This is a genomic window from Nonomuraea jabiensis, assembly GCF_014204795.1.
GTDB classification, from domain to species: domain Bacteria; phylum Actinomycetota; class Actinomycetes; order Streptosporangiales; family Streptosporangiaceae; genus Nonomuraea; species Nonomuraea jabiensis.
In genome coordinates, this window is record NZ_JACHMB010000001.1 from 7046372 (window position 1) to 7070325 (window position 23954).

General features: G+C 72.3%; 20 protein-coding genes. 13 read left to right on the plus strand and 7 right to left on the minus strand.

Annotated elements, in window-relative coordinates:
- The first annotated feature begins 4 nt into the window (after positions 1-4).
- The 9 genes from murG to HD596_RS32290 all read left to right on the plus strand — a co-directional run bounded on the left by murG (position 5) and on the right by HD596_RS32290 (position 10030).
- Positions 5-1081 carry an undecaprenyldiphospho-muramoylpentapeptide beta-N-acetylglucosaminyltransferase gene (gene murG / locus HD596_RS32250; RefSeq protein WP_185073012.1) on the plus strand — a complete coding sequence of 359 codons (1077 nt, stop codon included), beginning with the start codon at positions 5-7 and terminating at the stop codon, positions 1079-1081.
- Positions 1078-2475 (plus strand): UDP-N-acetylmuramate--L-alanine ligase, encoded by a 1398-nt coding sequence (gene murC, locus HD596_RS32255; protein ID WP_185073013.1) that lies wholly within the window; start codon positions 1078-1080, stop codon positions 2473-2475. The genes murG and murC overlap by 4 nt, the downstream gene beginning before the upstream one ends.
- A gap of 164 nt (positions 2476-2639) precedes the next feature.
- On the plus strand, positions 2640-3305 hold the full coding sequence (locus HD596_RS32260) for a cell division protein FtsQ/DivIB (protein WP_185073014.1): 666 nt from the start codon (positions 2640-2642) through the stop codon (positions 3303-3305).
- 325 nt (positions 3306-3630) lie between these two features.
- Positions 3631-5130 (plus strand): cell division protein FtsZ, encoded by a 1500-nt coding sequence (ftsZ, locus tag HD596_RS32265; RefSeq protein ID WP_185073015.1) that lies wholly within the window; start codon positions 3631-3633, stop codon positions 5128-5130.
- A 97-nt stretch (positions 5131-5227) separates the two neighbouring features.
- Positions 5228-5920, plus strand: a complete 693-nt coding sequence (locus tag HD596_RS32270) for a YggS family pyridoxal phosphate-dependent enzyme (RefSeq protein ID WP_185073016.1) — start codon at positions 5228-5230, stop codon at positions 5918-5920.
- Between the two features lie 139 nt (positions 5921-6059).
- Positions 6060-6560, plus strand: a complete 501-nt coding sequence (locus tag HD596_RS32275; protein WP_185078841.1) for a cell division protein SepF — start codon at positions 6060-6062, stop codon at positions 6558-6560.
- A gap of 80 nt (positions 6561-6640) precedes the next feature.
- Positions 6641-6928, plus strand: coding sequence for a YggT family protein (locus HD596_RS32280; protein ID WP_185073017.1), 288 nt, complete (start codon positions 6641-6643; stop codon positions 6926-6928).
- A gap of 106 nt (positions 6929-7034) precedes the next feature.
- Entirely contained in the window at positions 7035-7907 is an 873-nt protein-coding gene (locus tag HD596_RS32285; protein ID WP_185073018.1) for a DivIVA domain-containing protein, read from the plus strand.
- Between the two features lie 41 nt (positions 7908-7948).
- Positions 7949-10030 carry a hypothetical protein gene (locus HD596_RS32290; protein ID WP_185073019.1) on the plus strand — a complete coding sequence of 694 codons (2082 nt, stop codon included), beginning with the start codon at positions 7949-7951 and terminating at the stop codon, positions 10028-10030.
- Positions 10031-10436: 406 nt separating this feature from the next.
- Here HD596_RS32290 and ileS read toward each other — a convergent pair whose 3' ends face one another.
- Entirely contained in the window at positions 10437-13583 is a 3147-nt protein-coding gene (gene ileS, locus HD596_RS32295) for an isoleucine--tRNA ligase (RefSeq protein ID WP_185073020.1), read from the minus strand.
- A 437-nt stretch (positions 13584-14020) separates the two neighbouring features.
- Here ileS and HD596_RS32300 point away from each other — a divergent pair, with 437 nt between their 5' ends.
- The 3 genes from HD596_RS32300 to HD596_RS32310 are packed head-to-tail and all read left to right on the plus strand — an operon-like array spanning position 14021 to position 15889.
- Positions 14021-14410 (plus strand): TraR/DksA family transcriptional regulator, encoded by a 390-nt coding sequence (locus tag HD596_RS32300; protein WP_185073021.1) that lies wholly within the window; start codon positions 14021-14023, stop codon positions 14408-14410.
- The gene (lspA, locus tag HD596_RS32305; protein ID WP_313045322.1) at positions 14374-14967 is read left to right on the plus strand and encodes a signal peptidase II; all 594 of its coding nucleotides are present in this window, start codon (positions 14374-14376) and stop codon (positions 14965-14967) included. The genes HD596_RS32300 and lspA overlap by 37 nt, the downstream gene beginning before the upstream one ends.
- A complete protein-coding gene (locus HD596_RS32310; RefSeq protein WP_185073022.1) occupies positions 14960-15889 on the plus strand; it encodes an RluA family pseudouridine synthase in 930 nt (309 codons plus the stop codon). The genes lspA and HD596_RS32310 overlap by 8 nt, the downstream gene beginning before the upstream one ends.
- Positions 15890-15895: 6 nt before the next feature.
- On the opposite strand, the gene HD596_RS60575 is transcribed toward HD596_RS32310, so the two are convergent.
- Genes HD596_RS60575 through HD596_RS32340 form a run of 6 tightly spaced genes read right to left on the minus strand, consistent with a single transcriptional unit; the run spans position 15896 to position 22685 of the window.
- A complete protein-coding gene (locus tag HD596_RS60575; RefSeq protein WP_221519618.1) occupies positions 15896-17374 on the minus strand; it encodes a serine/threonine-protein kinase in 1479 nt (492 codons plus the stop codon).
- Between the two features lie 9 nt (positions 17375-17383).
- Positions 17384-17695, minus strand: coding sequence for a branched-chain amino acid transport AzlD family protein (locus HD596_RS32320; protein WP_185073023.1), 312 nt, complete (start codon positions 17693-17695; stop codon positions 17384-17386).
- A complete protein-coding gene (locus tag HD596_RS32325; protein ID WP_185073024.1) occupies positions 17692-18354 on the minus strand; it encodes an AzlC family ABC transporter permease in 663 nt (220 codons plus the stop codon). Before HD596_RS32325 ends, HD596_RS32320 begins: the two co-directional genes overlap by 4 nt.
- An 11-nt stretch (positions 18355-18365) precedes the next feature.
- Entirely contained in the window at positions 18366-19208 is an 843-nt protein-coding gene (locus HD596_RS32330; RefSeq protein WP_185073025.1) for an AraC family transcriptional regulator, read from the minus strand.
- Positions 19205-20788, minus strand: coding sequence for a serine/threonine-protein kinase (locus tag HD596_RS32335; RefSeq protein WP_185073026.1), 1584 nt, complete (start codon positions 20786-20788; stop codon positions 19205-19207). The genes HD596_RS32330 and HD596_RS32335 overlap by 4 nt, the downstream gene beginning before the upstream one ends.
- 10 nt (positions 20789-20798) lie before the next feature.
- Positions 20799-22685 (minus strand): serine/threonine-protein kinase, encoded by a 1887-nt coding sequence (locus HD596_RS32340; protein ID WP_185073027.1) that lies wholly within the window; start codon positions 22683-22685, stop codon positions 20799-20801.
- A gap of 290 nt (positions 22686-22975) precedes the next feature.
- Here HD596_RS32340 and HD596_RS65020 point away from each other — a divergent pair, with 290 nt between their 5' ends.
- Positions 22976-23953, plus strand: coding sequence for a chorismate mutase (locus tag HD596_RS65020; protein WP_185073028.1), 978 nt, complete (start codon positions 22976-22978; stop codon positions 23951-23953).
- The last annotated feature ends 1 nt before the right edge of the window (position 23954 follow it).

Consider the following 23954-nt stretch of genomic DNA (forward strand, 5'->3'; position numbering starts at 1 on the left):
CGAGATGAGGGTGGTCCTCGCCGGTGGGGGGACGGCCGGGCACATCGAGCCCGCGCTCGCCCTTGCGGACGCGCTGCGCCATCTTGACCGGAGCGTAGGCATCACCTGCCTGGGCACCGAGCGCGGACTGGAGACGAGGCTCGTGCCCGCCAGGGGCTACGAGCTGGAGCTGGTGCCGGCCGTGCCGCTGCCAAGGGCGATCACTCCGAGCCTGCTCACCGTGCCGGGCCGGCTGGCCGGGGCGATCAACGCCGCGGCCGGCATACTCGACCGGGTCAAGGCCGACGTCCTGGTGGGCTTCGGCGGCTACGTCGCGACCCCCGCCTACCTCGCGGCCAAGCGGCGCGGCGTGCCGATCGTCGTGCACGAGGCCAATCCCCGCCCCGGCCTGGCCAACCGGCTGGGCGCCCGGCTCACCGACCACGTCTTCACCGGCTTCCCCGAGGCCGCGATGCCCAAGGCCGAGTACATCGGCACCCCGCTGCGCCGCGAGATCGTCACGCTCGACCGGCTGTCGGCGGGCGACAAGGCGCGCTCCTGGTTCGGGCTGGAGAACGACCGGCCGACGCTGCTGGTCTTCGGCGGCTCGCAGGGCGCCAGGTCGCTCAACCAGGCCGCGCTCGCCGCCGCGCCCGTGCTGCGCGGCGCGGGCGTGCAGGTGCTCCACGTGCTCGGCCCGAACAACACCGTCGACCACGAGCCGCCGCCGGGCGACCCCCAGTACGTGCTGCTGCCCTACGTCGACCGCATGGACGTCGCCTACGCGGCCGCCGACTTCGCGCTGTGCCGCTCCGGCGCGCTGTCGTGCGCGGAGCTGACCGCGGTGGGGCTGCCGGCCGCGTACGTGCCGCTGCCGCACGGCAACGGCGAGCAGGCCATCAACGCCGGGCGCATCGCCCGGGGCGGCGGCGGCCTCATGGTCGACGACGCCCAGCTGTCACCCGAATGGATCATCCACAACGTGCTGCCCATCCTCCGCGACCCCGAGCGGGTCGCCGCCATGTCGGAGGCCGCCTCCAGACTTGGCCGGAAGGACGCCGATATCATGCTTGCCCGGAAAGTGTTGGAGATAGCCCGATGAGTCTCGTCAAGCTGGTCGACCCCATTGCCGTAGCGGAACTGGGGCGGGTGCACTTCATCGGCATCGGCGGCGCCGGCATGTCGGGCATCGCCCGCATCCTCCTCAAGCGCGGCGTGCGGGTGTCGGGCAGCGACGCGCGCAGCTCCGAGCTGATCACCGAGCTGCGCGAGCTGGGCGCCACGGTCCACATCGGCCACGCCGCCTCGCACATCAAGGACGTCGACACCGTGGTCGTCTCGACCGCCATCCGCGACTCCAACCCCGAGCTGGGCGAGGCGCTCAAGCAGGGGCTGCGGATCATCCCGCGGGCCGCCGCGCTGGCCTCCGTCATGGGCGGGCGCACCGGCGTGGCCATCGCGGGCACCCACGGCAAGACCACCACCAGCTCGATGCTGACCGTGGCCCTGCAGAAGTGCGGCGCCGAGCCGTCCTACTGCGTGGGCGGGCAGCTCGTCACCACGGGGCTCGGCGCCGACGAGGGGCAGGGCCAGGTGTTCGTGGCCGAGGCCGACGAGAGCGACGGCTCCTTCCTCATGCTCGCGCCCGACATCGCCGTGGTGACCAACGTCGAGGCCGACCACCTCGACAACTACGGCGACCCGGGGGCCGTGCACGCCAGCTTCGCCCGGTTCGCCGAGCGGGTGGGCTCGCTGCTCATCACGTGCGCCGACGACCCGGGGGCGGCCGAGCTGGCGAGCCGGGCGCGCGAGCGCGGGCTGCGGGTCAAGACGTACGGGGTCGAGGGCGAGGACTACCGCGTGAGCGGGGTCAGGCCCGACGGGTTCGGCACGGTCTTCGGCATCGAGGGCAGGGGCGAGGTCCGGCTGGCCGTCCCCGGGGCGCACAACGCCCTCAACGCCACCGCGGTGATCGCCGTGGCCGACGAGCTGGGGCTGCCCTTCGAGGAGATCAGAGAGGGGCTGGGGGCCTTCACGGGGGCCAAGCGGCGCTTCGAGGCCAAGGGCGAGGCCGGCGGCATCGCCGTCTTCGACAGCTACGCCCACCACCCGACCGAGCTCACCGCCGACCTGAAGGCCGCCCGCGACGTGGTCGCCTCCTACTCCGGCGACGGCCGGGTCATCGCGATCTTCCAGCCGCACCTCTACTCGCGCACCCGGTACTTCGCCGACGAGTTCGGCGCGGCGCTCGGGCTGGCCGACGAGGCCATCGTGCTCGACGTCTACGGGGCCCGCGAGGACCCCGAGCCGGGCGTCTCGGGCGCGATGGTGGCGGGGAAGGTGCCGCTGCCGCCCGAGCGGGTCGCGTACGCGCCCGACCGGGCCCTGGTGCCCGCCATGGTGGCCGAGCGGGCGCGGCCCGGCGACATCGTGCTCACCATGGGCGCGGGCGACGTCACGGAGCTCGGCCCCCAGATCGTGGCCCGCCTCTCCTGAGACCCCGGATCCCCCGGCGTAAGGGGCGTCCGTCCCGTGGGGGCGGGCGCGCCGCGTCCCGTTGGGGTGCGTTTGGGCGTGGCGCGCGGGTGCCGGGGCGCGCGTCGGCGTAGGTTCTGTGCCGACGCTCGGGGCCGGACCCCGGCGCAGGCATGGGGAGGGCGATGAAGGCGAGGACCGCGTTCCTGGGGCTGCTGACGGCGGGAGTGGTGGGCACGGCCGCCTGGCTGGTGTTCTTCTCACCCGTGCTGGGCGTGCGCTCGATCGAGATCGTGGGAAATCTCACAGTGCCGAGCGAGCGTATCAAACAGCAGGCCGGCGTGCCGGACCTCCATCCCCTCGCCACCGTCAACCTCGCCGACGTCGAGACCCGCGTCCTGGGCATCAGACAGCTCGCCAAGGCGAAGGTGGACCGGATCTGGCCGGGCACGCTCAAGATCGAAGTGGTCGAGCGCGAGCCCGTCGCCGCGATCCCCGCGGGCGGCAAGGTCGCGATCGTCGACAAGCAGGGCGTGGTGATCGAGGTCAAGTCCGCGGCGCCGCCCATGCTGCCGGTGCTCAAGGTCGACAACCCCGCCGTCGGCGACCCGGCCATGATGGCGGCGCTGCAGGTCATCCAGGCGGTCCCGGACGTACTGGCGCCCAAGGTCAGGGAGGTGCGCGCGGGCACGGCCGAGGGCGTGACCCTGCTGCTGTCCGACGGGCGCACCGTCATCTGGGGCGGCGCCGACCGTCCCAAGGAGAAGGCCCGCATTCTCACTTCGCTGCTCAAACGAGAAAAAGCCACGGTGTACGACGTCAGCTCCCCGGACGTGGTGACGCTCAAGTGATCAAGACTGGGCAAGTGCGCGGCAACGGCATCGCCCAGCTTGTGCGAGGTGGGGGTCGCGGCGTGAGAGCCTTAAGTCGAACGTCGGGCAGAGGAGCCCCCGACCAGGCGCGACTTCGGAGCGAAACGGACAGCCCGCGACACGCCGGACGTGCTTGCGGCGCGGTTAGTTGACCCGCCAGGTAGGGGACTCCTACTGTCCGTATCAATCCTCAGGTTGACATAAATCTAAATCTCAACCTGAGGTTGAGAGTTACCCGAAGTGACAAAAAGCGGAGACAATCCGCACCGAAATGGCAAGTCAACGAGCGGAAAGGCCCCTCGTCGTGGCAGCACCGCAGAACTACCTCGCGGTCATCAAGGTCGTCGGCATCGGCGGCGGCGGAGTCAACGCCGTCAACCGGATGATCGAGGAGGGACTCAAGGGCGTCGAGTTCATCGCGATAAACACCGACGCCCAGGCGCTGCTGATGAGTGACGCCGATGTCAAACTCGACGTGGGCCGTGAGCTCACGCGCGGACTGGGCGCCGGCGCCAACCCCGACGTGGGGCGCAAGGCGGCCGAGGACCACCGCGAGGAGATCGAGGAGGTCCTCAAGGGGGCCGACATGGTCTTCGTCACGGCCGGCGAGGGGGGCGGCACCGGCACGGGCGGCGCGCCCGTCGTGGCCAACATCGCCCGGTCGCTCGGCGCCCTCACCATCGGCGTCGTGACCAGGCCGTTCAGCTTCGAAGGACGGCGCAGGGCCATGCAGGCCGAGGCCGGCATCGAGACGCTGCGCGACGAGGTCGACACGCTGATCGTGATCCCCAACGACCGCCTGCTGTCGATCTCCGACCGCCAGGTGAGCGTGCTCGACGCGTTCAAGGCGGCCGACCAGGTGCTGCTGTCCGGTGTCCAGGGCATCACCGACCTGATCACGACCCCTGGTCTGATCAACCTCGACTTCGCCGACGTCAAGTCGGTCATGTCGGGCGCCGGCTCCGCCCTCATGGGCATCGGCCACGCCCGCGGCGACGACCGTTCGGTGGCGGCGGCCGAGATGGCGGTCTCCAGCCCGCTGCTGGAGGCCAGCATCGACGGCGCCCACGGCGTGCTGCTGTCGATCGCGGGCGGCTCCGACCTCGGTCTGTTCGAGATCAACGAGGCCGCGCAGCTCGTGTCCATGGCGGCCGCGCCGGACGCCAACATCATCTTCGGTACGGTCATCGACGACGCGCTCGGCGACGAGGTCCGCGTGACGGTGATCGCGGCCGGGTTCGACGACGTGCCGCCCCCGGCGGAGAAGCCGCTGCCGCGCCCGGCGAGCCGTCCCGCCGCCCCGCCGGCGGCGCCGCCCGTGTCGTCCCCTGTGCGGCCGAGCGTCGCGTCCCCCAGCGTGAAGTCGGAGCAGTCGCCGCTGCGCCCTGAGCCGCGCGCTGAGGTGCGTCCGGAGCCGCGTGCGGACTTCCGGCCCGAGCCGCGCGCCGAGTTCCGTCCTGAGCCCCGTCCGGAGCCGCGGGCCGAGTTCCGGCCCGAGCCGCGCACGGAGTTCCGGCCCGAGCCCCGTCCGGAGCCGCGCGCCGAGTTCAGGGCGGATCCCCGCCCGGAGCCGCCGCGCCCGGAGCCGGTGCGCCCGGTGGAGTCGGCGCAGGCCCCCGGGCCCGTCGACGACGAGCCGCCGGCCGACGAGCCGTCCGGCCCCGTCTCCATCCCCCGGCCCACGCCCGAGCCCGCCAACCCGCCCACGCCCATCACCTCCCGCATGTCGGAGCCCGCCAAACGTCCTCGGGTGATCTTCGAGGAACAGGAAGAGGAGCTCGACGTCCCCGACTTCCTCAAATAGCCCGGTAGCCTGACGCCGCTCCCCGGCAGGGATCCGGGAGCGGCGCCGTCGTGCGTGAAGGCGTACCGCACGGGCGCGTAGTGGAAGGGAGAGCCACGTGAGAAGGGACGAGATCGCGGCCGGGCTCGCCGAGGTCGACACGCGCATCGCGGCGGCCTGCCGCGCGGTGGGCCGTGACCGGGGCGAGGTCACGCTGATCGCCGTCACCAAGACCCGCCCTGCCGAGGACGTGCGGATCCTGGCCGAGCTGGGCGTGCGCGACGTCGGCGAGAACCGGGACCAGGAGGCCGCGCCCAAGGCGCAGGAGCTGGCGGACCTGCCGCTGACCTGGCACTTCGTCGGCCAGCTCCAGACGAACAAGGTCCGCTCCGTCGTCGCGTACGCCGACGTGATCCACTCCGTCGACCGGCTCCGCCTGGTGGAGGCGATCAGCAAGGAGGCGGTGCGCCAGGGCCGCCGGGTCGGCTGCCTCATCCAGGTCGCGCTCGACGACGACCCTGGCAGGGGCGGCGCCCGCGCCGCCGACGTGCTGGAACTGGCCGACGAGGTGGCGCTGGCCGAGGGGCTGTGGCTGGGCGGCGTCATGGCCGTGGCGCCGCTGGGGGAGGAGCCCGCCAAGGCGTTCGCCAGGTTGCGTGACGTGGCCACGCGCCTGGAGGAGCAGCACCCGCGCGCCACGATGATTTCGGCCGGTATGAGCGAGGACCTCACCGAAGCCATCGCGTACGGCGCGACACACGTGCGGGTCGGTACGGCGTTGCTCGGTCGTCGCAAGCCCTTCGTCAGGTAATGTCCCCTCAAGTGGGTCTTCAGGCCCATGACCAAGTAGAGGTCGATCAGCGGTGAGCTCCAAGGGGGTACGGCTACCGCCTCGGGATCCGGCGACGGTCTCGAGCGAGTGCGACCGTGAGCAGGAGGACGACGTAGCGATGGCCGGCGCGATGCGCAAGATGGCGGTCTACCTCGGTCTCGTGGAGGACGACCGCTACGAGAGGTACGAAACCTACCCGGACGACTACGCCTACGAGGACGAGGTGCAGCGGACCGGCGACGAGCGGCCCGTAGCGGTCCAGGACCGCGACGAGGAGCCTGAGGCAGGGGTGCCCGCGCCGAGGCCCGCCACGACGATCCTGGAGCGCCGCACGACCGATCTGGCCCGCATCACGACGCTCCACCCCCGGACGTACAACGAGGCGCGTACGATCGGAGAGCACTTCCGAGACGGCACCCCGGTCATCATGAATCTGACGGAGATGGTTGACAGCGACGCCAAGCGTCTTGTCGATTTCGCGGCAGGTCTGGTCTTTGGCCTACATGGCAGCATTGAACGTGTTACCAACAAGGTGTTCCTGTTGTCCCCTGCCAATGTCGAGGTGACCGCCGAGGACAAGGCCCGAATCGCGGAACGCGGGTTCTTCAACCAGAGTTAGAGTCTCTGTATGTCTATCGCACCCAACCGGGTCTCGCCGAGACCGGGAGGGCACACCAGAAGTGGAGGCGCGGCCGGGCCGTGGGGATCGTAAGTCAGATCTTGGTCGTAGTCCTGTCTCTCTACCTGGTGCTGCTCATCGGCAGAATGATCTTCGAGACGGTGCAGGCTTTCGCCCGTCAGTGGCGCCCCTCCGGCATCGTTCTGGTGCTGGCCGAAGCCACTTACACCGCAACCGACCCACCTCTCAAGTTCCTCCGCCGTTTCATTCCCCCGCTCCGGTTGGGTACGGTGGCCTTTGACCTAAGCTTCACTGTCCTGTTCATCGCCGTCCTGCTGCTGATCCAGCTCGCGGGGCTGCTGCGATGACGGGGGCGGTGTGGCGCAGGTCGTGATCCAACTCGTGTCCGCGCTGAAGTGATTCGGGTTACCGTCCCTCCGGACAGACTCCAAAGCGCGCCAAGGAGACCAAAAAATGCCGCTGACGCCCGCTGATGTGCGGAACAAGCAGTTCAGTACCACCCGGTTGCGACCGGGCTACGACGAGGAAGAGGTCGACGCCTTTCTCGACGAGGTGGAGGCTGAGCTCGACCGTCTGATCCAAGAGAACGAAGAGCTCCGCGCCAAGCTGGCCGAGTGCCTGCGGGGGAAGGTGCCTGGCGGCATGAACATGCCCATGGCCTCCGCCCCGGTCCAGGAGCAGCCCAAGCCCGAGATGATGGCTCCGCCGCCCCAGCCGGAGCCCATGCGCGCCCCCGAGCCGCCGCCCGTGCAGCAGCCGGTCCCCGTCGCCATGAGCATGCCTCCCGCCGAGGACAACATGGACACCGCGGCCCGCGTGCTCGCGCTCGCCCAGCAGACCGCCGACCAGGCGATCTCCGACGCCCGCCGCGAGGCGGACGAGACCGTCACCCGCGCCCGCCGCGAGGCCGACGAGATCCTCACCAAGGCACGCCGCCAGGCCGAGCAGGTCATCGGCGACGCCCGCGCCCGCGCCGAGACGCTCGAGCGCGACGCGCAGGAGCGCCACCGCCAGGCGATGGGCTCGCTGGTGCAGACCCGCGACGAGCTCGAGCGCAAGGTCGAGGAGCTGCGCAGCTTCGAGCGCGAATACCGCAGCAGGCTCAAGCTCTACCTGGAGAACCAGCTCGCCGAGCTCAACGTGTCCGCCGAGGGCAGCGGTGGGTTCCCGGTGATGTCCGGTGGTCCGACGGGTCAGGCTCCCGCCATGTCGCACGCCGTCTCGCAGGGCCAGCAGCCGCTTCCCGGCGGTCCCAGCCCGTTCGGCGGCGACGCGCCGCAGGGTGTCTTCCCCGGCGGTGACGGTCCTCACAACGACCGCCGGTAAAGTAACGGGTCACTAGGACCTGTCACTCGAAAGAGCCCCCTGTGATCCTTATCAGTGCTGGTTTGGTGCTCGCGGCGGTCGTGCTGCTGATCGCGGGCTTCGTACTGGCTAAGCCGTTCCTGATCATGTGGTCCATCGTGGTCAGCGTGCTGTCCGCGCTGTTCCTCGTGATCGGGGCATTCCTGCGGCGAAACGAGCTTTTTCCCGGTGGTGGGCAGGCCGCTGCGCCGGCCACCCCACCGAAAGGGCTCATGCCGCCGGGCCCAGGCTCGCCGTACAGCCAGACCGGCCCCATGGGTCACCAGCCCCCACCGCGACCCCATCCGCATCCGCAGGCGCCGCAGCGGACGGCGACCGTTCCCGCCGCCGCACCCCGCCGCCCCGCGGCGAGCGGCATCTCGCCGGATGCGATCGTGTTGGTGATCCCCGGACGCAAGCGCTACCACGTGTCCGGCTGCCGGCAGTTGAGCGGCCGGGACAGCGAGGAGCTCACGTACGAGGAGGCACGCGAGGAGGGCTTCACGCCCTGCACGGCGTGCCTGCCTGACGCCGCGCTCGGCGGACGGCAGCTGCCGCCTGCCGCCGACCCCGAGCCCGTCGTCCCCCCCGGCGCCGCCGTCACGGCGGCGAGCCGGGCCGAAGACTCCGCGCAGACCCGCGACGTACGTCCGCCGGTCGCCCCGCCGAAGCCTGCCGCGAAGGCTTCCACCCCCGACCCGGAGCCCGCCTCCCGCGAGGAAGGCGCCACCGCGTGGTTCGGCCGCCCGTCCGCCTCCTCCGAGCCGGACGACGATCAGGCGGACGCAGAGACTTCCTATTTCCGGCCGCCGCCTTCCGCGCGCAGGCCCGGCTCGCCCTCCGCCACTCCGGAGGGTCCCGCCCCGGCAGCCCCCGGCAAGTCCGGATCACCCGCGGCCAAGCCTTCGCAGCGCACCGGCTCACCGGAACAGCCCGGCACCAAGTCCGGGCAGTCCACCGGCTCGCCCGAGCAGCCCGGCACCAAGCCCACCCGGCCTGGCGACAAGCCGGGACAGACCGGCGGCCCGTCATCGAAGCCCGGATCGACCGGTGGTCCTTCGTCGGGTGCGAAGCCTGGATCGTCCGGTGGTCCGTCGTCGGGTGCGAAGCCCGGATCGACGGGTGCCCGGCCGGGGCAGCCCACCGGTGGGCCGGCTTCGAAGGTGGCCGACGAGGACGATTCCGCCGGGCCCGCCACGGCACCGCAGCCGCGCGTGACCTCTTCCGGGGCGCCGGTCCGTTCTGGACCCTCGGGCGGGGCTTCCGGGCCGTCACAGCGTCCTTCTGGGGCCGCCAGGACGCCTGCTACGGCGGGGGAGAGCGCGACGGCGCCGGAGCGGCCCGCGTCCTCCGCCGAGTCGGAGGCCAAGCCCAAGGGCCCGCTGCCTCCAGGCCCCGGCACGAGCACCGGACGCCCTTCCGGCCCGAGCTCGGCCACCAAGCCTTCGCCGACGGAAAAGTCCACCTCCGACCGGCCGTCAACGTCCGACCGCCCGTCAACCTCCGGGAGCCCGTCGGCCTCCAACCGCCCGTCAGCTTCCGACCGCCCGTCTCCCTCCGATCGGCCGTCTGCCTCTGACCGGCCGTCGGCTTCTGAGCGGCCCTCTGCTGCGAGTGGCCCCGCCAAGGCGGGCGCGGCCGGCGGCGCGGGCCCGAAGCCCGGGACCTCCGCCACCGGTGGGCCCGCGGGCTCGGGGGCGAAGTCCGGCACGCCCGGCACGGCGACGGGTTCGTCGTCGGGATCCGCCGGGACGGGCTCCAAGGGTGGCGCCGCTTCCACCAAGCCGGATGCCCCCAAGGGCGAGGCGAGCGGTTCCGCGCCCAAGTCCGGCGCCTCGGCCAAGACCGCCAAGCCTGAGACTTCCGGCTCGGCCGACGCCGATGACAAGCGCACCGGCTCCTCGGGCGGTGGCGCTGAGGGCAAGGGCGAGCGTTCCGGCACGGTGAAGGTCATCATCGGCACCCGCCGCTACCACAGCACCGCGTGCCCGTTGATCAGGGGCGCGGGGGAGTCGGGCGTGGAGACGATGACGCTCGCGGCGGCGGAGGCGGCCGGGCTGACGAGCTGCTCGGTGTGCCAGCACGACCGCGAATCGGTGAGCTGAGAGCCACCGCGAGCGTCCGCCACGATCGGCCCTGAGCTGGCCTACCGAGCACCCTTGGCCGTGTGGTCGGGGCTCGGTTGCCCTGAGTCGGCCTGACGAGCACCTCTGGGCGCATGGTCGGGGCCCCACGATGCCTGCGCGTCTCCGTCCCTCGGCCATTGCGCTCCCTCAGCCGATCCAAGGCGCTTGATGTGCACTGGCGAGGTGACGCAACTCAGGGCGGGCTCTTACCGGCCACCGGCACGCGTCGGGACAGCCCCGAGAGGCGAGATCCGTGCGCGGGTGCCAGGCCGCTTCAGGGGCGGTGGGGGTGGGCCCGGGAGGCGAGATCCGTGGGCGGGTGCCGGGCCGCTGCGGGGGGTGCGGTGGGGCCGGGGCCGGGAGGTGGCCCCACCGCGTCCCGCGGTCAGGCGCGGCGGAGGTGGAAGGTCAGGGACAGGTCCTCGTCCGTGTGGGACGGCAGATCCGGCGCCGTGCCCTCCGTGACCGTCGTCGCCAGGACCTCCTCCGCCACCACGTGCCCCTCGGTGCGCAGGGCCGTGGCGAGGTCGGGAGAGGACGTGGTCCACCACAGGTCGATGCGGTCCGTGATCGACAGGCCGGTCGACTTGCGGGCGTCCTGGACCAGGCGGATGACCTCGCGCAGGAGACCGGCGCGGCGCAGCTCGTCGGTGAGCTCCAGGTCCAGGGCCACCGTCTCGCCCGTGCCGGTGCCGATGGCGCCCGTCTCCACCGCCCAGCCCGAGCGGGGCTGCTCGTTGACGATCACGTCGTCCGGGCCGAGCATGATCTCGCCCAGCTCGTCCGCCTCCAGCATGACCGTGGAGCCCGAGCGGAGGGCCCGGGCCACGCGGGTGGCGTCGGCGGCGGCCACCGCGGCCGCGACCAGCTTGGTCTGGGAGCCGAAGCGCTTGCCCAGGGCCCGGAAGTTGGGCTTGACCGAGTAAGTCACGAGATCGGCGCTAAATCCGGACATGTCTTCGAGGGTGTGGACGTTCAGCTCGTCCGCCACCAGCCCGCGGAGCTCCTCGGGCAGCGACGGCCAGCCGTGCGCCCCCACCAGGGCGCGGCGGAGCGGCTGGCGGGTCTTGACGCCCGACGAGGCGCGGGCCGAGCGGCCCAGCTCCACCAGGCGGCGTACGAGGGCCATCTGGTCGGACAGCGCCGGGTCCAGCAGGTCCTCGCGCACCTCCGGCCAGGCGGCCAGGTGCACCGAGGAGGGCGCGTCGGAGGAGCGCAGGACGTCCCAGAGGTAGTCGGTGATGAACGGCGTGACGGGGGCCATCAGCCGCGTCACCGTCTCCAGGCACTCGTAGAGCGTCGCGAACGCCTCCGGCGAGCCCTGCCAGAACCGGCGGCGCGAGCGGCGCACGTACCAGTTGGACAGGTCGTCGAGGAAGTCCGCCAGGCGGCGCCCGGCGCGCTGGGTGTCGTACTCGTCCAGCGACGCCGTGACCTCGGCCACCGTCCTGTGCAGCTCGGCCAGCACCCAGCGGTCGAGCAGCGGGCGCTCGGCCGCGGGCGTGGCCTGCGCGAGCATGGACGGCGACCAGGACTCGGCGTTGGCGTAGAGGGTGAAGAACGACGAGGTGTTCCAGAGCGTCAGCAGGACCTTGCGGACGATCTCCTCGAGGGTGTTGTGCCCCACCCGGCGGGACGCCCAGGGCGAGCCCGAGCAGGCCATGAACCAGCGCAGCGCGTCGGCCCCGTGCTGGTCCATCAGCGGGATCGGCTCGAGGATGTTGCCCAGGTGCTTGCTCATCTTGCGGCCGTCCTCGGCCAGGATGAGGCCGAGGCAGAGCACGTTCTCGTAGGAGGACTGGCCGAAGACCAGCGTGCCGACGGCCATCAGCGAGTAGAACCAGCCGCGCGTCTGGTCGGTGGCCTCGCAGATGAACTGCGCCGGGTAGACGCCCTCCGGCTTGCCGCGCTCGCCCCACTGGGCGAACGGCATGGAGCCGGAGTCGTACCAGGCGTCGATGACGTCCGGCACGCGGCGCGCGAGGGCGCCGCACGACGGGCAGTCGAAGGTCACGTCGTCCACGTACGGGCGGTGCGGGTCGAGCGCCGAGATGTCCTGCCCCGCCAGCCCGCCCAGCTCCTCCAGCGAGCCGACGCAGGTCACGTGGGACTCGTCCGCCGAGCACACCCACAGCGGCAGCGGCGTGCCCCAGTAGCGCGAGCGCGACAGCGACCAGTCGACGTTGTTGCGCAGCCACTCGCCGAACCGGCCCCACTTGATCGTCTCGGGGAACCAGTTGGTGCCGGCGTTCTCGGCCAGCATCTTGTCCTTGACCGCGGTGGTGCGGATGTACCAGGACGGGAGCGCGTAGTAGAGCAGCGGGGTGTGGCAGCGCCAGCAGTGGGGGTAGCTGTGCTCGAAGTGGCCGCCGCGGTAGAGCAGCCCGCGGGCGCGCAGGTCCTCGGTCAGCTCCTCGTCGGCGTCCTTGAAGAACCGGCCGCCGACCATGGGCACGTCGTCGAGGAAGCGGCCGTCGGGGCCGATCGGGTTGACGACGGGCATGTCGTACTGCCTGATCACGGCCATGTCGTCGGCGCCGAAGGCCGGGGCCTGGTGGACCAGGCCGGTGCCGTCCTCGACCGTGACGTACTCGCCGAGCACGACGTAGTGGGCGCCCGGGATGTCGACCAGATCGAACGGCCGGGAGTAGGAGGTGTGCTCCAGCTCGCGCCCGGTGTAGCGGGCCACCTCGGTCGCGCCCTCGCCGAGGACCGCCAGCAGCGGCTCGGCCACCACCAGGACCTCGCCGTCCGCGGTGCGGGCCGCGACGTACGTCACGTCGGGGTGCACGGCGACGGCCGTGTTGGACACGAGGGTCCACGGCGTGGTCGTCCACACCAGCAGCGCGGCGCCCAGCTCGGCCAGCGGCCCGGAGGTCACCGGCATGCGGACGTAGACGGACGGGCTGGAGACGGTCTCGTAGCCGCCGGGCTGGCCCAGCTCGTGGTCGGACAGCCCGGTGCCGCAGCGCGGGCAGTACGGCGTGATGCGGAAGTCGCGGAACAGCAGCCCCTTGTCCCAGATGACCTTCAGCGACCACCAGACCGACTCGATGTAGGACGGGTCCATGGTCCGGTACGCCTGGGACAGGTCGATCCAGTAGCCCATGCGCTCGGTCAGCTGCTCGAAGGCGTCGACGTGGCGCAGCACCGACTCGCGGCACTTGGCGTTGAACTCGGCGATGCCGTATTCCTCGATGTCCTTCTTGCCGGTCAGGCCCAGCTCGCGCTCCACGCCGACCTCGACGGGCAGGCCGTGGCAGTCCCAGCCGGCCTTGCGCGGGACGCTGAATCCGCGCATGGACTTGTAGCGCGGGAACAGGTCCTTGAACACCCGCGCCTCGACGTGGTGCACGCCGGGCAGGCCGTTGGCGGTGGGCGGGCCCTCGTAGAAGACCCAGGACGGGTTTCCGGAGTTCTGCTCCACGGAGCGCTCGAAGATCTTCCCGTCCCGCCAGCGGTCGAGGACCTCGCGCTCGAGCGCGGGCAGGTCGACCTGCGCGGGAAGAGAGCGGAAAGATGGGGAAGACATTTCGGGCGTGACCTCCACGCTTCGTCGGCCGGTAGGGCGAGCGTGAAGGGACGAAGCCACGCGGCTCCGCGGTACCACCCTTCTTGACCCCGCACGCGGGGCCCTCTTCGTTTGGTCTGCAGCCGGGTCTAATGAGCTCTGGCGAGCCGTTCTTCCGGCGGCTCCGGGGTGATATCCCTCACAGTCGGGCCCCATCAACGCCTTGCAGTCTCAAACCATAACGCAGAGTGGGGCCGAAGGCTTCCTGGTTTCGCGCGGCGGCGCCTCGGTAGGCAACCGACAAAGTTGCGGGAATGGACGCCCCTGTGGAGGAGTTAGATGCGCGAGGCGGGATAGTACGGGGGAGGTAAACCGTCCGGCGGGTCGTTTGCCGTTCCGTTATGTGGATCCTAAGCTGCCCGCACCATTTATGGCCTTGATCAGCAATGGAGGCAGCCATGGCGGCAGTCACGCAGACCGCTACACCTTCGATGTGGTCGCAGGAGGAGCTGGCCGAGGTACGCGGCATGCTCCAGAGCGAGATCGACCAGCTCAACGCGGACATCCACCGCCACGAGACGGAGATAGCCTCTGGAGACGTCACTCAGGGAGCGGGCGACGACCAGGCGGACGCCGGCGCGAAGACGTACGAGCGCGAACGCGAGATCGCCCTTACCCTGAATGCGCGCGATCTGGTCGCGCAGAACGAACGTGCGATCGCCAGGATCGACGCCGGGACCTATGGAGTGTGCGAATCGTGCCACAAGCCGATCGGCAAGGAACGCCTTCAGGCGTTCCCGAGGGCGACGCTGTGCGTGGCCTGCAAGCAGAAGGAGGAGCGCCGGTAGGCCGCCCCCGCGGGCGGCTGTTCGCCGTCCTCGTCGTGCTGGCGGCCGTGATCTACGCGGCCGATCTCATCACCAAGACGGTGGTGTTGCGCACACTCGAGGGCCAGGCGCCGCTCGTCGTCATCCAGGACGTGCTGCAGTTCCGGGTGATCTTCAATTCCGGTGCCGCCTTCAGCATCGGCACCGGAATGACCTTCATCTTCACCTTCATCGCCGCGGGCGTGGTCGTCGCCATCGTGCGCACCGCCCGCAAGCTCGGCAGCCGGGCCTGGGCGGTCACGCTGGGGCTGCTGCTCGGCGGCGCGCTCGGCAACCTCACCGACCGGCTGCTGCGCTATCCCTCGGGGTTCGGGCGCTCCACCCAGCTCCAGGGGCACGTCGTCGACTTCATCGAGGTGCTTCCCGGGCATTTCCCCGTCATCGACTACTTCCCCGTGTTCAACATCGCCGACTCGGCCATCGTCTGCGGCGGCATCCTGGCGGTGCTCCTGGCCTGGCGCAACGTGCAGATCGACGGCTCCAAGGAGCAGCTGAAGGAGGTCGAGAAGGGTGAGTGAGCAGCGCAGCCTGCCCGTCCCCGACGGCCTGGAGGGCGAGCGGCTCGACGCCGCGCTCTCGCGGCTGTTCGGCTTCTCGCGCACCCGCGCCGCCGAGCTGATCGGCGCGGGCGAGGTGCTGGTGGACGGCCGGCAGCCGGCCAAGTCCGACCGGGTGCACGCGGGCGCGTGGCTCGACGTGACGATGCCGCCGCCGGTCACCACGCCGATGCCGGTCGCCGAGCCGGTGCCGGGCATGACGGTCGTGTACGAGGACGACGACGTCATCGTGATCAACAAGCCGATCGGCGTGGCCGCCCACCCGACCGTCGGCTGGACCGGGCCGACCGTGATCGGCGGGCTGCTCGGGGCCGGTCACACGATCGCCACCAGCGGGGCCGCCGAGCGCCAGGGCATCGTCCACCGCCTCGACGCCAACACCACGGGGGCGATGGTGGTGGCCAAGAGCGAGGTCGCGTACTCGCGGCTCAAGCGGGCCTTCAAGGAGCGCACGGTCGACAAGCGCTACCACGCGCTGGTGCAGGGGCATCCCGACCCGTTCCGGGGCACGGTGGACGCGCCCATCGACCGCCACCCGTCCGGGGACGGGCGCTTCGCGGTGGTGGCCGGTGGCAAGCCGTCGGTCACCCACTACGACACCGTCGAGGCGTTCCGCGCGGCCTCGCTGCTGGATATCAAGCTGGAGACCGGGCGCACGCACCAGATCAGGGTGCACATGGCGGCGCTGCGGCACCCCTGCGTCGGGGACCTGCTCTACGGGGCCGATCCGACGCTGGCGGCCCGGCTGGGGGTCACGCGCCAGTGGCTGCACGCCGTGGCGCTCGGGTTCGAGCACCCGACCACGGGCGACTGGATGTCGTTCAGCACGGACTACCCGCAGGACCTGCAGAAGGCGCTGGACATCGTCCGCGCCGAGTCCTGACCGCCCTTACTGCTGGTCGGCGTCCTCGCTGCCCGGCTCCGACGGCTCGACCGAGTCCGGGGTCCGGGAAGGGGTGCTGTCGTCCCGGTCCTTCTTGCCGCTGGCGCTCGGCGTGGGCTCCCGCTTGGGGTTCTTGCGCTCACCGGTCGGCGTGGGCTCCCGGGTGGGGTCCTTCCGGTCGCCGGTCGGCGTCCTGTGCCGGCCGTCCACGGCCGGCGGGGAGCTGTACGGCGTGGAACTGTCCGGCGGGGAGCTGTCCGACGGGGAGGGCGTCGAGGTGAGCTGCGGAGTGCCGGTGGAGGGATCGCGGGTGGAGGGCCCGGCGGTCACGACGGCCGGGGCGGGGCCCGGCTCCTGGGGCAGCTCCCGCGCCCGGCCGGACGACCACCAGGCCGCCCCGCCCGTGACCGCCGCGACGACCAGCGCGCCTGCCGCGATCACGGCCAGCGGCAGCCCGCGCCGCCGCGGGGAAGCCGCTCCCGGCGTGGCCGCGCCCGGCCCGCTCCCGCCCGGCCCGCTCCCGCCCGGCCCGCTCCCGGCCGGCCCGCTCCCGCCCGGCCCGCTCCCGCCCGACCCGGCCCCGGCCGGGCCTGTCGCGCCCGGCTCCATGAGCGGGCCTGTCCGTACGGGGACGCCGCCGGTGAGGGGGCCCGTCCGCTCGGGGGCGGCGCCGGTCAGGATCGCCGCCAGCCGCTGCTCGGCCTCCTCCAGCGACATGCGCTCGGCCGGGTTCTTGCGCAGCAGCCCGAGCAGGACGGGGCCGAGCACGCCCGCGCGGGCCAGCGGCTCCGGCTCGGCGTGCAGGACCGCGCCGAGCGTGGCCAGGGGGTTGTCCCGCTGGAAGGGCGAGTGGCCCTCGACCGCCATGTAGAGCGTCACGCCCACCGACCACAGGTCGGAGGAGGGCTGGGCCTGGCTGCCCGCCGCGCGTTCCGGCGCCATGAACGCGGGGGTGCCGAGCAGGACGCCCGTGCTCGTCACGGGAGCCTCGTCCTCCGTCGTGGCGATGCCGAAGTCGGTGAGCACCGCCCGGCCGTCCTCGGTCAGCAGCACGTTGTCAGGTTTGACGTCCCGGTGCAGCACGCCCGCCGCGTGCGCCGCGCGCAGCGCCTCGAGGAGTTGCAGCCCGATGTCCGCGGCCGCCGTCGGGGACATGGGGCCGTCCTCGCGGATCAGCTCGCCCAAGGTGCGGGAGCGGACGAGCTGCATGACGATCCACGGGTGACCGTTCTCCTCCAGGACGTCGTACACGGTGGCCACGCCGGGATGCGCCACCCGGCCGGCGGCTCGGGCCTCTCTGAACGTACGTACGGCGAAGACCTCGCGCTCGGGATCCGTCAGGTCGGGCGGCGGCAGGACCTCCTTGACCGCCACGTCCCGGCCCAGCACCTCGTCATGAGCCTGCCACACCGTTCCCATTCCGCCCCGGCCGATCGTCCTGAGCAACCGGTAACGCCCACCGACCATCTCTGTTGCATCGGACATGCACGGCGACTACCCCAGAAAGAACCGGACAAGCGCGGTGACGAGGGCCGCCGCCGCCAGGACGACCAGGAACGGCGCCCGCAACAGCAGCGCGACGACCGCGGCGCCCAGCCCGGCCGTACGTGCCGGGTCGAAGCGCAGCCCGCCCTCCTCCGTGAACACCTGCACCGCGATCAGGGCCGCCAGCAGCGCCACCGGCACCAGTTCGGCGAACCTGCGGATCGCCGGATGCTCCAGCAGCCGGCGCGGCGCCGCCAGCCCGGCCAGCTTGAGCGCGTAGCAGCCCGCGCAGACGGCGGCGATGGCCCACCACAGCGTCATCGCACCATCACCACCAGCACCGCCGCCGCCGACAGCAGCACGGGCACGCCGGGCGGCAGGAACGGGGTGGCGCACAGGGCGATCACCGCCGCGGCGCCGGCCAGCAGGCGCAGCTCGCCGCTGGCCGTCAGGCGGGGCCACAGGATGGCCAGGAACGCGGCCGGGCCCACCACGTCCAGCCCCAGCACGCCGGGGTCGCCCAGGAACGAGGCGCCGTAGGCGCCCGCCAGGGTGGTCAGGTTCCAGGTGAGGTAGAGGCTGGCGAACGTGGTGAGGAAGGCCGTGCGGGCCGCCTCCCTGGTCGGCTGGGCCAGCGTGACGGCCGTGGTCTCGTCGATCACCCCCTGCGCGGCCAGCAGCCGGTGCGGCCCGCGTACCCGGAGCAGGTCGGCCAGGCGCAGGCCGTAGAGCGTGTTGCGGCCGCCCAGCAGCAGCGCGCCCAGGGTGGCGGTCACCAGGTCGCCGCCCGCGCCCACCGCGCCGGTCAGCGCGAACTGCGAGGCGCCGGTGAAGGCCAGCAGGCTCAGCACGCACGCCTGCGGCACGCTCAGGCCCGCGGTGATCGCGGCGGCGCCGAAGGCGAGCCCCGACAGCCCCACGGCCACGCCCACGCCGAGGCCGTCCCGTATAGCGGCGGAACGGTGAGATGTCTGTTCCATGCGACAAGAGGCTAGGAGATGGCGGAACCGCCGGTCTTGTACGTTCCTGCAGCACGCTGATACGCCGCGGGCGGCACGCCCACGATGCGCTTGAAGTGCCGGTTGAGGTGGGCCTGGTCCGTGAAGCCCACCTCGGCGGCCACCTGCGCCGGGCGTACCCCGGACCGCAGGAGGTGGCGCGCCCGGCGCACCCGCAGCGAGGTGAGGTAGGCGTGCGGCGGCAGGCCCGTCTCGGCCTTGAACGCCCGCAGCAGCGCGAACGGCCGTGCGCCCACCGCGTCGGCCAGGTCGTCCAGCGTCGGCGGGTCGACGAGGCTGCCGTGCAGCAGGTCGAGCGCCTCCCGCACGGCCCGCCGGCCCTCGGCCGGCAGGACCGCCGCCGGCCTGGGCGTGGCGTGGCGGGTCACCAGCCGCGCGAACAGCGTGCGGCTCAGCGTGGAGGCCGCCAGCGCGTCGCCGCGCTCGGCCGCCTGGTGCGCCCGGCCGAGCAGCAGCGCCACCTCCTCGTCGCGCACCACCTGCCTGGGGAAGTGCGGCGTCGCGTACCGCACGCCCAGCTCGGCGGCGATCCCCGCCAGCGCCTCGATCGACGGGTAGAGCATGCGGTACGACCAGCCGTCCGGCGTGCCCGCCTGGCCGGTGTGCACCGACTCGGGGTTGACCAGCACCACTTCGCCCGCGCCCGCCCGGTGCAGGGTGCCGCGGTAGTCGAACTCCTCCACGCCCCCGACGATCAGGCCGATGGCGTAGCCGTCGTGCACGTGCCGGGTGAAGCGGTGGGTGACGTAGCGGGCCTTGAGCAGGTCGGTGCCCGGCACCGCCGGATGCCGCCAGAAGTGCGCCTGCTCCTTCATGAGGGTCTGAAGGTCTTCACGAACGTCTCGAAGTAGCGCCTGTCGGAGGCCCAGCGGGCGTCGGTGGTCTCCCAGTAGAGGGCGAACGGGCGGCCGGCGGCGGTGCGGAAGCCGCGGTTGATCACGTGGATCCGCCGCCCCTCGCGGATCCTGGTGAACTCCCAGTCGGCGGCCTTGCGGCCGAGGTAGGTGGTGGAGACGATGCCGATCCGGTCGTATCCCTCGAACTCGCCCTTCGCCAGGATCTCCTTCTCCAGGCCGGCCCAGTGCTTGGCGGGGTCCGTCCAGGCGAACTCGGGCACGGTCCACTCCACGATCATCGCCCCGGGGGTGTCGGGGCCCTTGAAGGTGATCTGGTCCCTGGTGGCGTGCTTCACGGCCCGCCACCCCTCGGGGACGGCGATCCCGAAGCGGCCCTGCGCGCTCCTGTAGGCCCGCCATCCCGCGGGCACCGGCTGCGCCGCCGTGGTGGGCGTACGCGTGGGCTCGGGCGTGGGCGTGCTCGACGTGGTCGGCTCGCCGGTGGGGGTGGCGGTGGGGGTGGGCGTGGGGGCGGGACCCGTCGGTACGGGGCTCGTGGTGGTGGCGGTGTTCGTCCAGTGGTTGGAGACCAGGAAGCCGCCCGCGCCCAGCACCGCCACGGCGGCGGGCAGGCCGATCCACAGCGCCCTGCCGCGCCTGGGCCGCGTCGAGAGGGTGGGAGGCGACCCCTCGGCCGTGTCCGCGGCGCCGCCCGTCGGCCGCCAGGCCCCGGGGGGCGTCTGGTGGAGGGAGGGGCCCGTGGCGGCCTCGTACAGCAGCCTCGCGGCCTCCGCGGCGGGCAGGCGCTCGGCCGGGCTCCTGCGCAGCAGCCCCATGATGACCGGCCCCAGCGCGCCGGCCCGCGCCGGTGGCTCGGGCTGGTCGCGCAGCACCGCCGCGACCGTCGCGGCCCACGAGTCGCGCTTGAACGGCGGCTCGCCCTCGACGGCCGCGTACAGCGTCGCACCCAGCGACCACAGATCCGACTCGGGGCGCGCGGGCTCGCCGTTGAGGCGCTCGGGAGGCATGTACGCGGGCGTGCCCACCAGCCCGCCGGTCGCCGTCAGCCCCGCCTCGGCCTCCAGCGAGGCGATGCCGAAGTCGGTCAGCACCACCCGGCCGTCGTCGGCCAGCAGCACGTTCTCGGGCTTCACGTCACGGTGGAGCACTCCGGTGGCGTGCGCGGCGCGCAGCGCGTCGAGCACCCGCCCGCCGATCACCGCGACCTGCCCCACCGTGAGCGGCCCGCGCTCGCGCACCACCTCGGCCAGCGACCGCGAGCGCACGAGCTGCATCACGATCCACGGGCGGCCGTCCTCCTCGACGACGTCGTGGATGACGATCACCGACGGGTGGTCGAGGCGGCCGGCCGCTCTGGCCTCCCTGATGGTCCTGCCGTTGAGCTCGGCCCGCTTGGCGTCGCCGACGCCCGTGTAGCGGACCTCCTTGATCGCCACCGTACGGTCGAGCAGCTCGTCGTAGGCCCGCCAGACCACGCCCATGCCGCCCTCGCCGAGCGGCTCGATGAGGCGATACCGGTTGCTGACCCGCCTTTCCACGCCGTGAAGCCTACTTGGCCGGTTCGAACGTGGCGCAGAACCCTTCGAAGAAGTCGTAGTCGGCCTTCCAGTGGCTCTTCAGGGTGTGCCAGTAGATCGCGTACGCCCGCCCGTTCTCGGTGATGAAGCCCCGGTTGCGCACGCGGGTCTTGCCGGTGTTGGTGTTCCAGGTGAAGTCCCAGTCCGCGGCGGCCTTGTGGAAGCCGTCGACCCGCTTGATGTCGAGCTTCTTGTAGCCGCCGAAGTTGTTCTTGAGGACCGGCTCCTGCTTCTTCCAGTCCTTGTACGGGTCCTTGCCGGGGTTCTTCGCCTCCTCGATCATGAGATAGGCGTTGGAGGCCGCGCCGGGGCCCTTGAACTTGACCTGCATGCCGCCGCGGTCCCACACCTCCCAGCCCTTGGGCAGGCCGATGGAGAAGCCGAGCTTCTTGTCCTTGTACATCTTCCAGCCGGCCGGCAGCGGGTTCTTCTCCTCCTCCTTCTCAGGGGTCGGAGTGGCCGTGGGCGTGGCCGTCGGCGAGGGCGGCTGGGAGGCGCTCGGCTCGGCGGAGGCCGACGGGGACGTGCTCGCCGACGCGTGAGAGGGAGTGCCCGTGGGGACCGTGGCCTGGGAGGCGCCCTTCTTCGGATCGAGATCCTCGGGAGCCGAGCGCAGGCCGAGGTAGCCGCCGATCGCGGCCACGAGCACGACGGCCACCGCGGCGGCGATGACGGGCCCGGCCCGGCGCTGGTCCGTCCTGGTCGCGTCCATCGTGGACTCGGCGGTGGCGGGGGCCGGGTCCACGGTCGGCGCGGGCGTGATCCGCGACCCGGTCTCGGGGACGGCGGGCGACGGGGCCGGGGCGGGGGAGGGGACCAGGTTGGGGTCGGTCGGGGTGTCGTCCTCGACGGGCGGCGCCTGGCGCAGCTTGCCCAGGGCGCGGAACCTGTTCTGGACGGCGGCCTTGCCCTGCGCGTCGGCCTCGTTCTCCGCCGGCGGCCGGGCCGGGGCGGGGGTCTTGGGCGGTGGCGGCGTGGTGGGCCGCGGCACGCGGATCGTCTGGGCCGCGGGGAACTGCGCGGTCGGCGGCGGGCTCGCCTGGGCGATGACCTGCCGCAGCATCCGCTGCGCCTCTTCGTACGTGAGCCGCTGGACCGGCTCCTTGTTGAGCAGGCCCATGATCACGTCGGTGAGCGGGCCCGCGTGCGGCGCCGGATCGGGCTCGTCGGTCAGCACGGCGTGCATGGTCGCCAGGGCCATCCCCCGCTCGTGCGGGGAGCGGCCCTCCACGGCCGTGTACAGCGTAGCTCCTAACGACCACAGGTCCGACTCGCGCCGCGCGGGCAGCCCTTTGAGCCGCTCGGGCGCGATGAACGCCGGCGTCCCGGCCAGGCCGGTCACGGTGAGCTGCGTCTCGGTCTCCAGCGTGGCGATGCCGAAGTCGGTGAGCACGACCCGGCCGTCGTCGGCCAGCAGCACGTTCTCGGGTTTGACGTCGCGGTGCAGCACGCCGGCCTCGTGGGCGCGGTGCAGCGCGTCCAGCACGGCCAGGCCGATCTCGGCCACCCGCTTGGGCGCCAGCGGCCCGTCCTGCTTGATCACGGCGCCCAGCGAGCGCGACTGGACGAGCTGCATGACGATCCAGGGCCGGTCATCCTCCTCGATCACGTCGTGCACGACGATCACGTTGGGGTGCTCGAACCTCGCCGCCGCCCTCGCCTCGCGCATCGTGCGCCGGTTCAGCAGCTGCACTTCCTCGCCCAGGGCGGCCGCGTACCGGACCTCCTTGACCGCGACCGTGCGGTCCAGGAGCTCGTCGTAGGCGCGCCAGACGATGCCCATCCCGCCCCTGCCGATGGGTTCCTGCAGCTGGTAGCGGCCGGCGATGCGGCGTCCCTCCTGCTTGCGATCCGACATCAACGGCCTCAAACCCTCCTCTAGGCCAAGAAATACTCCCATAGCGAGGGATCAACGGCGACTCGCCTGAAGGACAGTCCGTCATGTGAGAGGCACCGCCCAGCAGGTGAAGCCATGGGTGTAGTCTTTCAGACATGACTTGTCGCTACGCGTTTATCGAGCCGGCTCCGGGAGAGCCGGTCGTCAGCTAGCGACCACCTGGAGCCGGCACGAGGCAGAGACAACCCGTCTCTGCCTTTTTGGTTTTCCCGCCGGCTGCGCAGGGGCCGGCCCGAATTGGGGAGTCGAGGATGTCATCGACCTTGGAACGGCGCGCCGTGGCGGTGGGCGGAACGCTCGTGGGCGAAGGGCCCGCCGTGGTGATCGGCGGCCGGGTCGATCTGCGGGCGTACCGCGGGGAGGCCGACGCGTACGAGGTGCTGGGCGAGCGCGCCACGCTGGTGGAGCCGTACTCGGCCGCCGACCTGCCGGCCATCGCCGAGCGGGCGGACGCGGTCGTGGTGGGTTCGTCGTGGACGCGCGACATCCCGCTGGTGCGCTCGGCGGCCGGGCTCGGGCTGCCCGTGGTCGTGGAGCGGCGGCCGGCCGCCTCGCTGGAGGAGTGGCTGGAGCTGGCCGACTACTGCGCGCGGGAGGGGGACGGGCGGGTGCTCCTGTGCGAGGGCGGCCGGCTGGACCTGGGGATGATGCGGGCGGCCCGCGCGGTCTCGGGGCGTCCCGTGCTCGCCGACGTCTCGCGGGACGCGGCGCTGTCCGCGGCGGCGGTGGCCGCGGGCGCCGACGGGCTCGTCGTGAGCTCGGCCGGGCAGGCGACCCCGGCCGCCAAGCTCGGGACCTATGCCGGAGCCCGGACGGCCGAATCCTCCAGGAGCGGCACGCTGGAGTTCGTGGGCCCCGGCAGCCTCGCCGAGGCCCGTCAGGAGCTCCCCCCGGCCACGGCGTTGCGCGCGGCCGAGGAGGCCGTGACCGTCGTGGGCGCCCTGGTGCGGCCCGAGGCGCCCGGCACGCTGCCGGAGTGCCGCGAGGCGATCGACCGGGTGGACGCGGCGCTGGCCACCCTGCTCGAACGGCGGGCGGCGCTGGCGGGCATCGTGCAGCGGATCAAGCCGGTGGGCGGGTTCGCGGGGCGCGACCTGGCCAGGGAGCGGGCGCTCGTGGCGCGCATGGCGCTGCGCGCCCCGTCGCTGGGGGAGGCCCGGCTCGCGCCCATCATGAACGCCGTCATCGAGGCGGGCCTCCACCTGGCCGAGGAGCGCTCGGCCGAGTGAG

Excerpts from the sequence above, each read along its gene's own strand:
- murC (WP_185073013.1), top strand. The coding sequence starts at position 1,078 with ATGAGTCTCGTCAAGCTGGTCGACCCCATTGCCGTAGCGGAACTGGGG.
- HD596_RS32285 (WP_185073018.1), top strand. The coding sequence starts at position 7,035 with ATGCCGCTGACGCCCGCTGATGTGCGGAACAAGCAGTTCAGTACCACC.
- HD596_RS32320 (WP_185073023.1), bottom strand. The coding sequence starts at position 17,695 with ATGACGCTGTGGTGGGCCATCGCCGCCGTCTGCGCGGGCTGCTACGCG.
- HD596_RS32325 (WP_185073024.1), bottom strand. The coding sequence starts at position 18,354 with ATGGAACAGACATCTCACCGTTCCGCCGCTATACGGGACGGCCTCGGC.
- HD596_RS32330 (WP_185073025.1), bottom strand. The coding sequence starts at position 19,208 with ATGAAGGAGCAGGCGCACTTCTGGCGGCATCCGGCGGTGCCGGGCACC.
- ileS (WP_185073020.1), bottom strand. The coding sequence starts at position 13,583 with ATGTCTTCCCCATCTTTCCGCTCTCTTCCCGCGCAGGTCGACCTGCCC.
- HD596_RS65020 (WP_185073028.1), top strand. The coding sequence starts at position 22,976 with ATGTCATCGACCTTGGAACGGCGCGCCGTGGCGGTGGGCGGAACGCTC.
- HD596_RS60575 (WP_221519618.1), bottom strand. The coding sequence starts at position 17,374 with ATGTCCGATGCAACAGAGATGGTCGGTGGGCGTTACCGGTTGCTCAGG.
- murG (WP_185073012.1), top strand. The coding sequence starts at position 5 with ATGAGGGTGGTCCTCGCCGGTGGGGGGACGGCCGGGCACATCGAGCCC.
- HD596_RS32340 (WP_185073027.1), bottom strand. The coding sequence starts at position 22,685 with ATGTCGGATCGCAAGCAGGAGGGACGCCGCATCGCCGGCCGCTACCAG.
- HD596_RS32260 (WP_185073014.1), top strand. The coding sequence starts at position 2,640 with ATGAAGGCGAGGACCGCGTTCCTGGGGCTGCTGACGGCGGGAGTGGTG.
- HD596_RS32300 (WP_185073021.1), top strand. The coding sequence starts at position 14,021 with ATGGCGGCAGTCACGCAGACCGCTACACCTTCGATGTGGTCGCAGGAG.
- HD596_RS32275 (WP_185078841.1), top strand. The coding sequence starts at position 6,060 with ATGGCCGGCGCGATGCGCAAGATGGCGGTCTACCTCGGTCTCGTGGAG.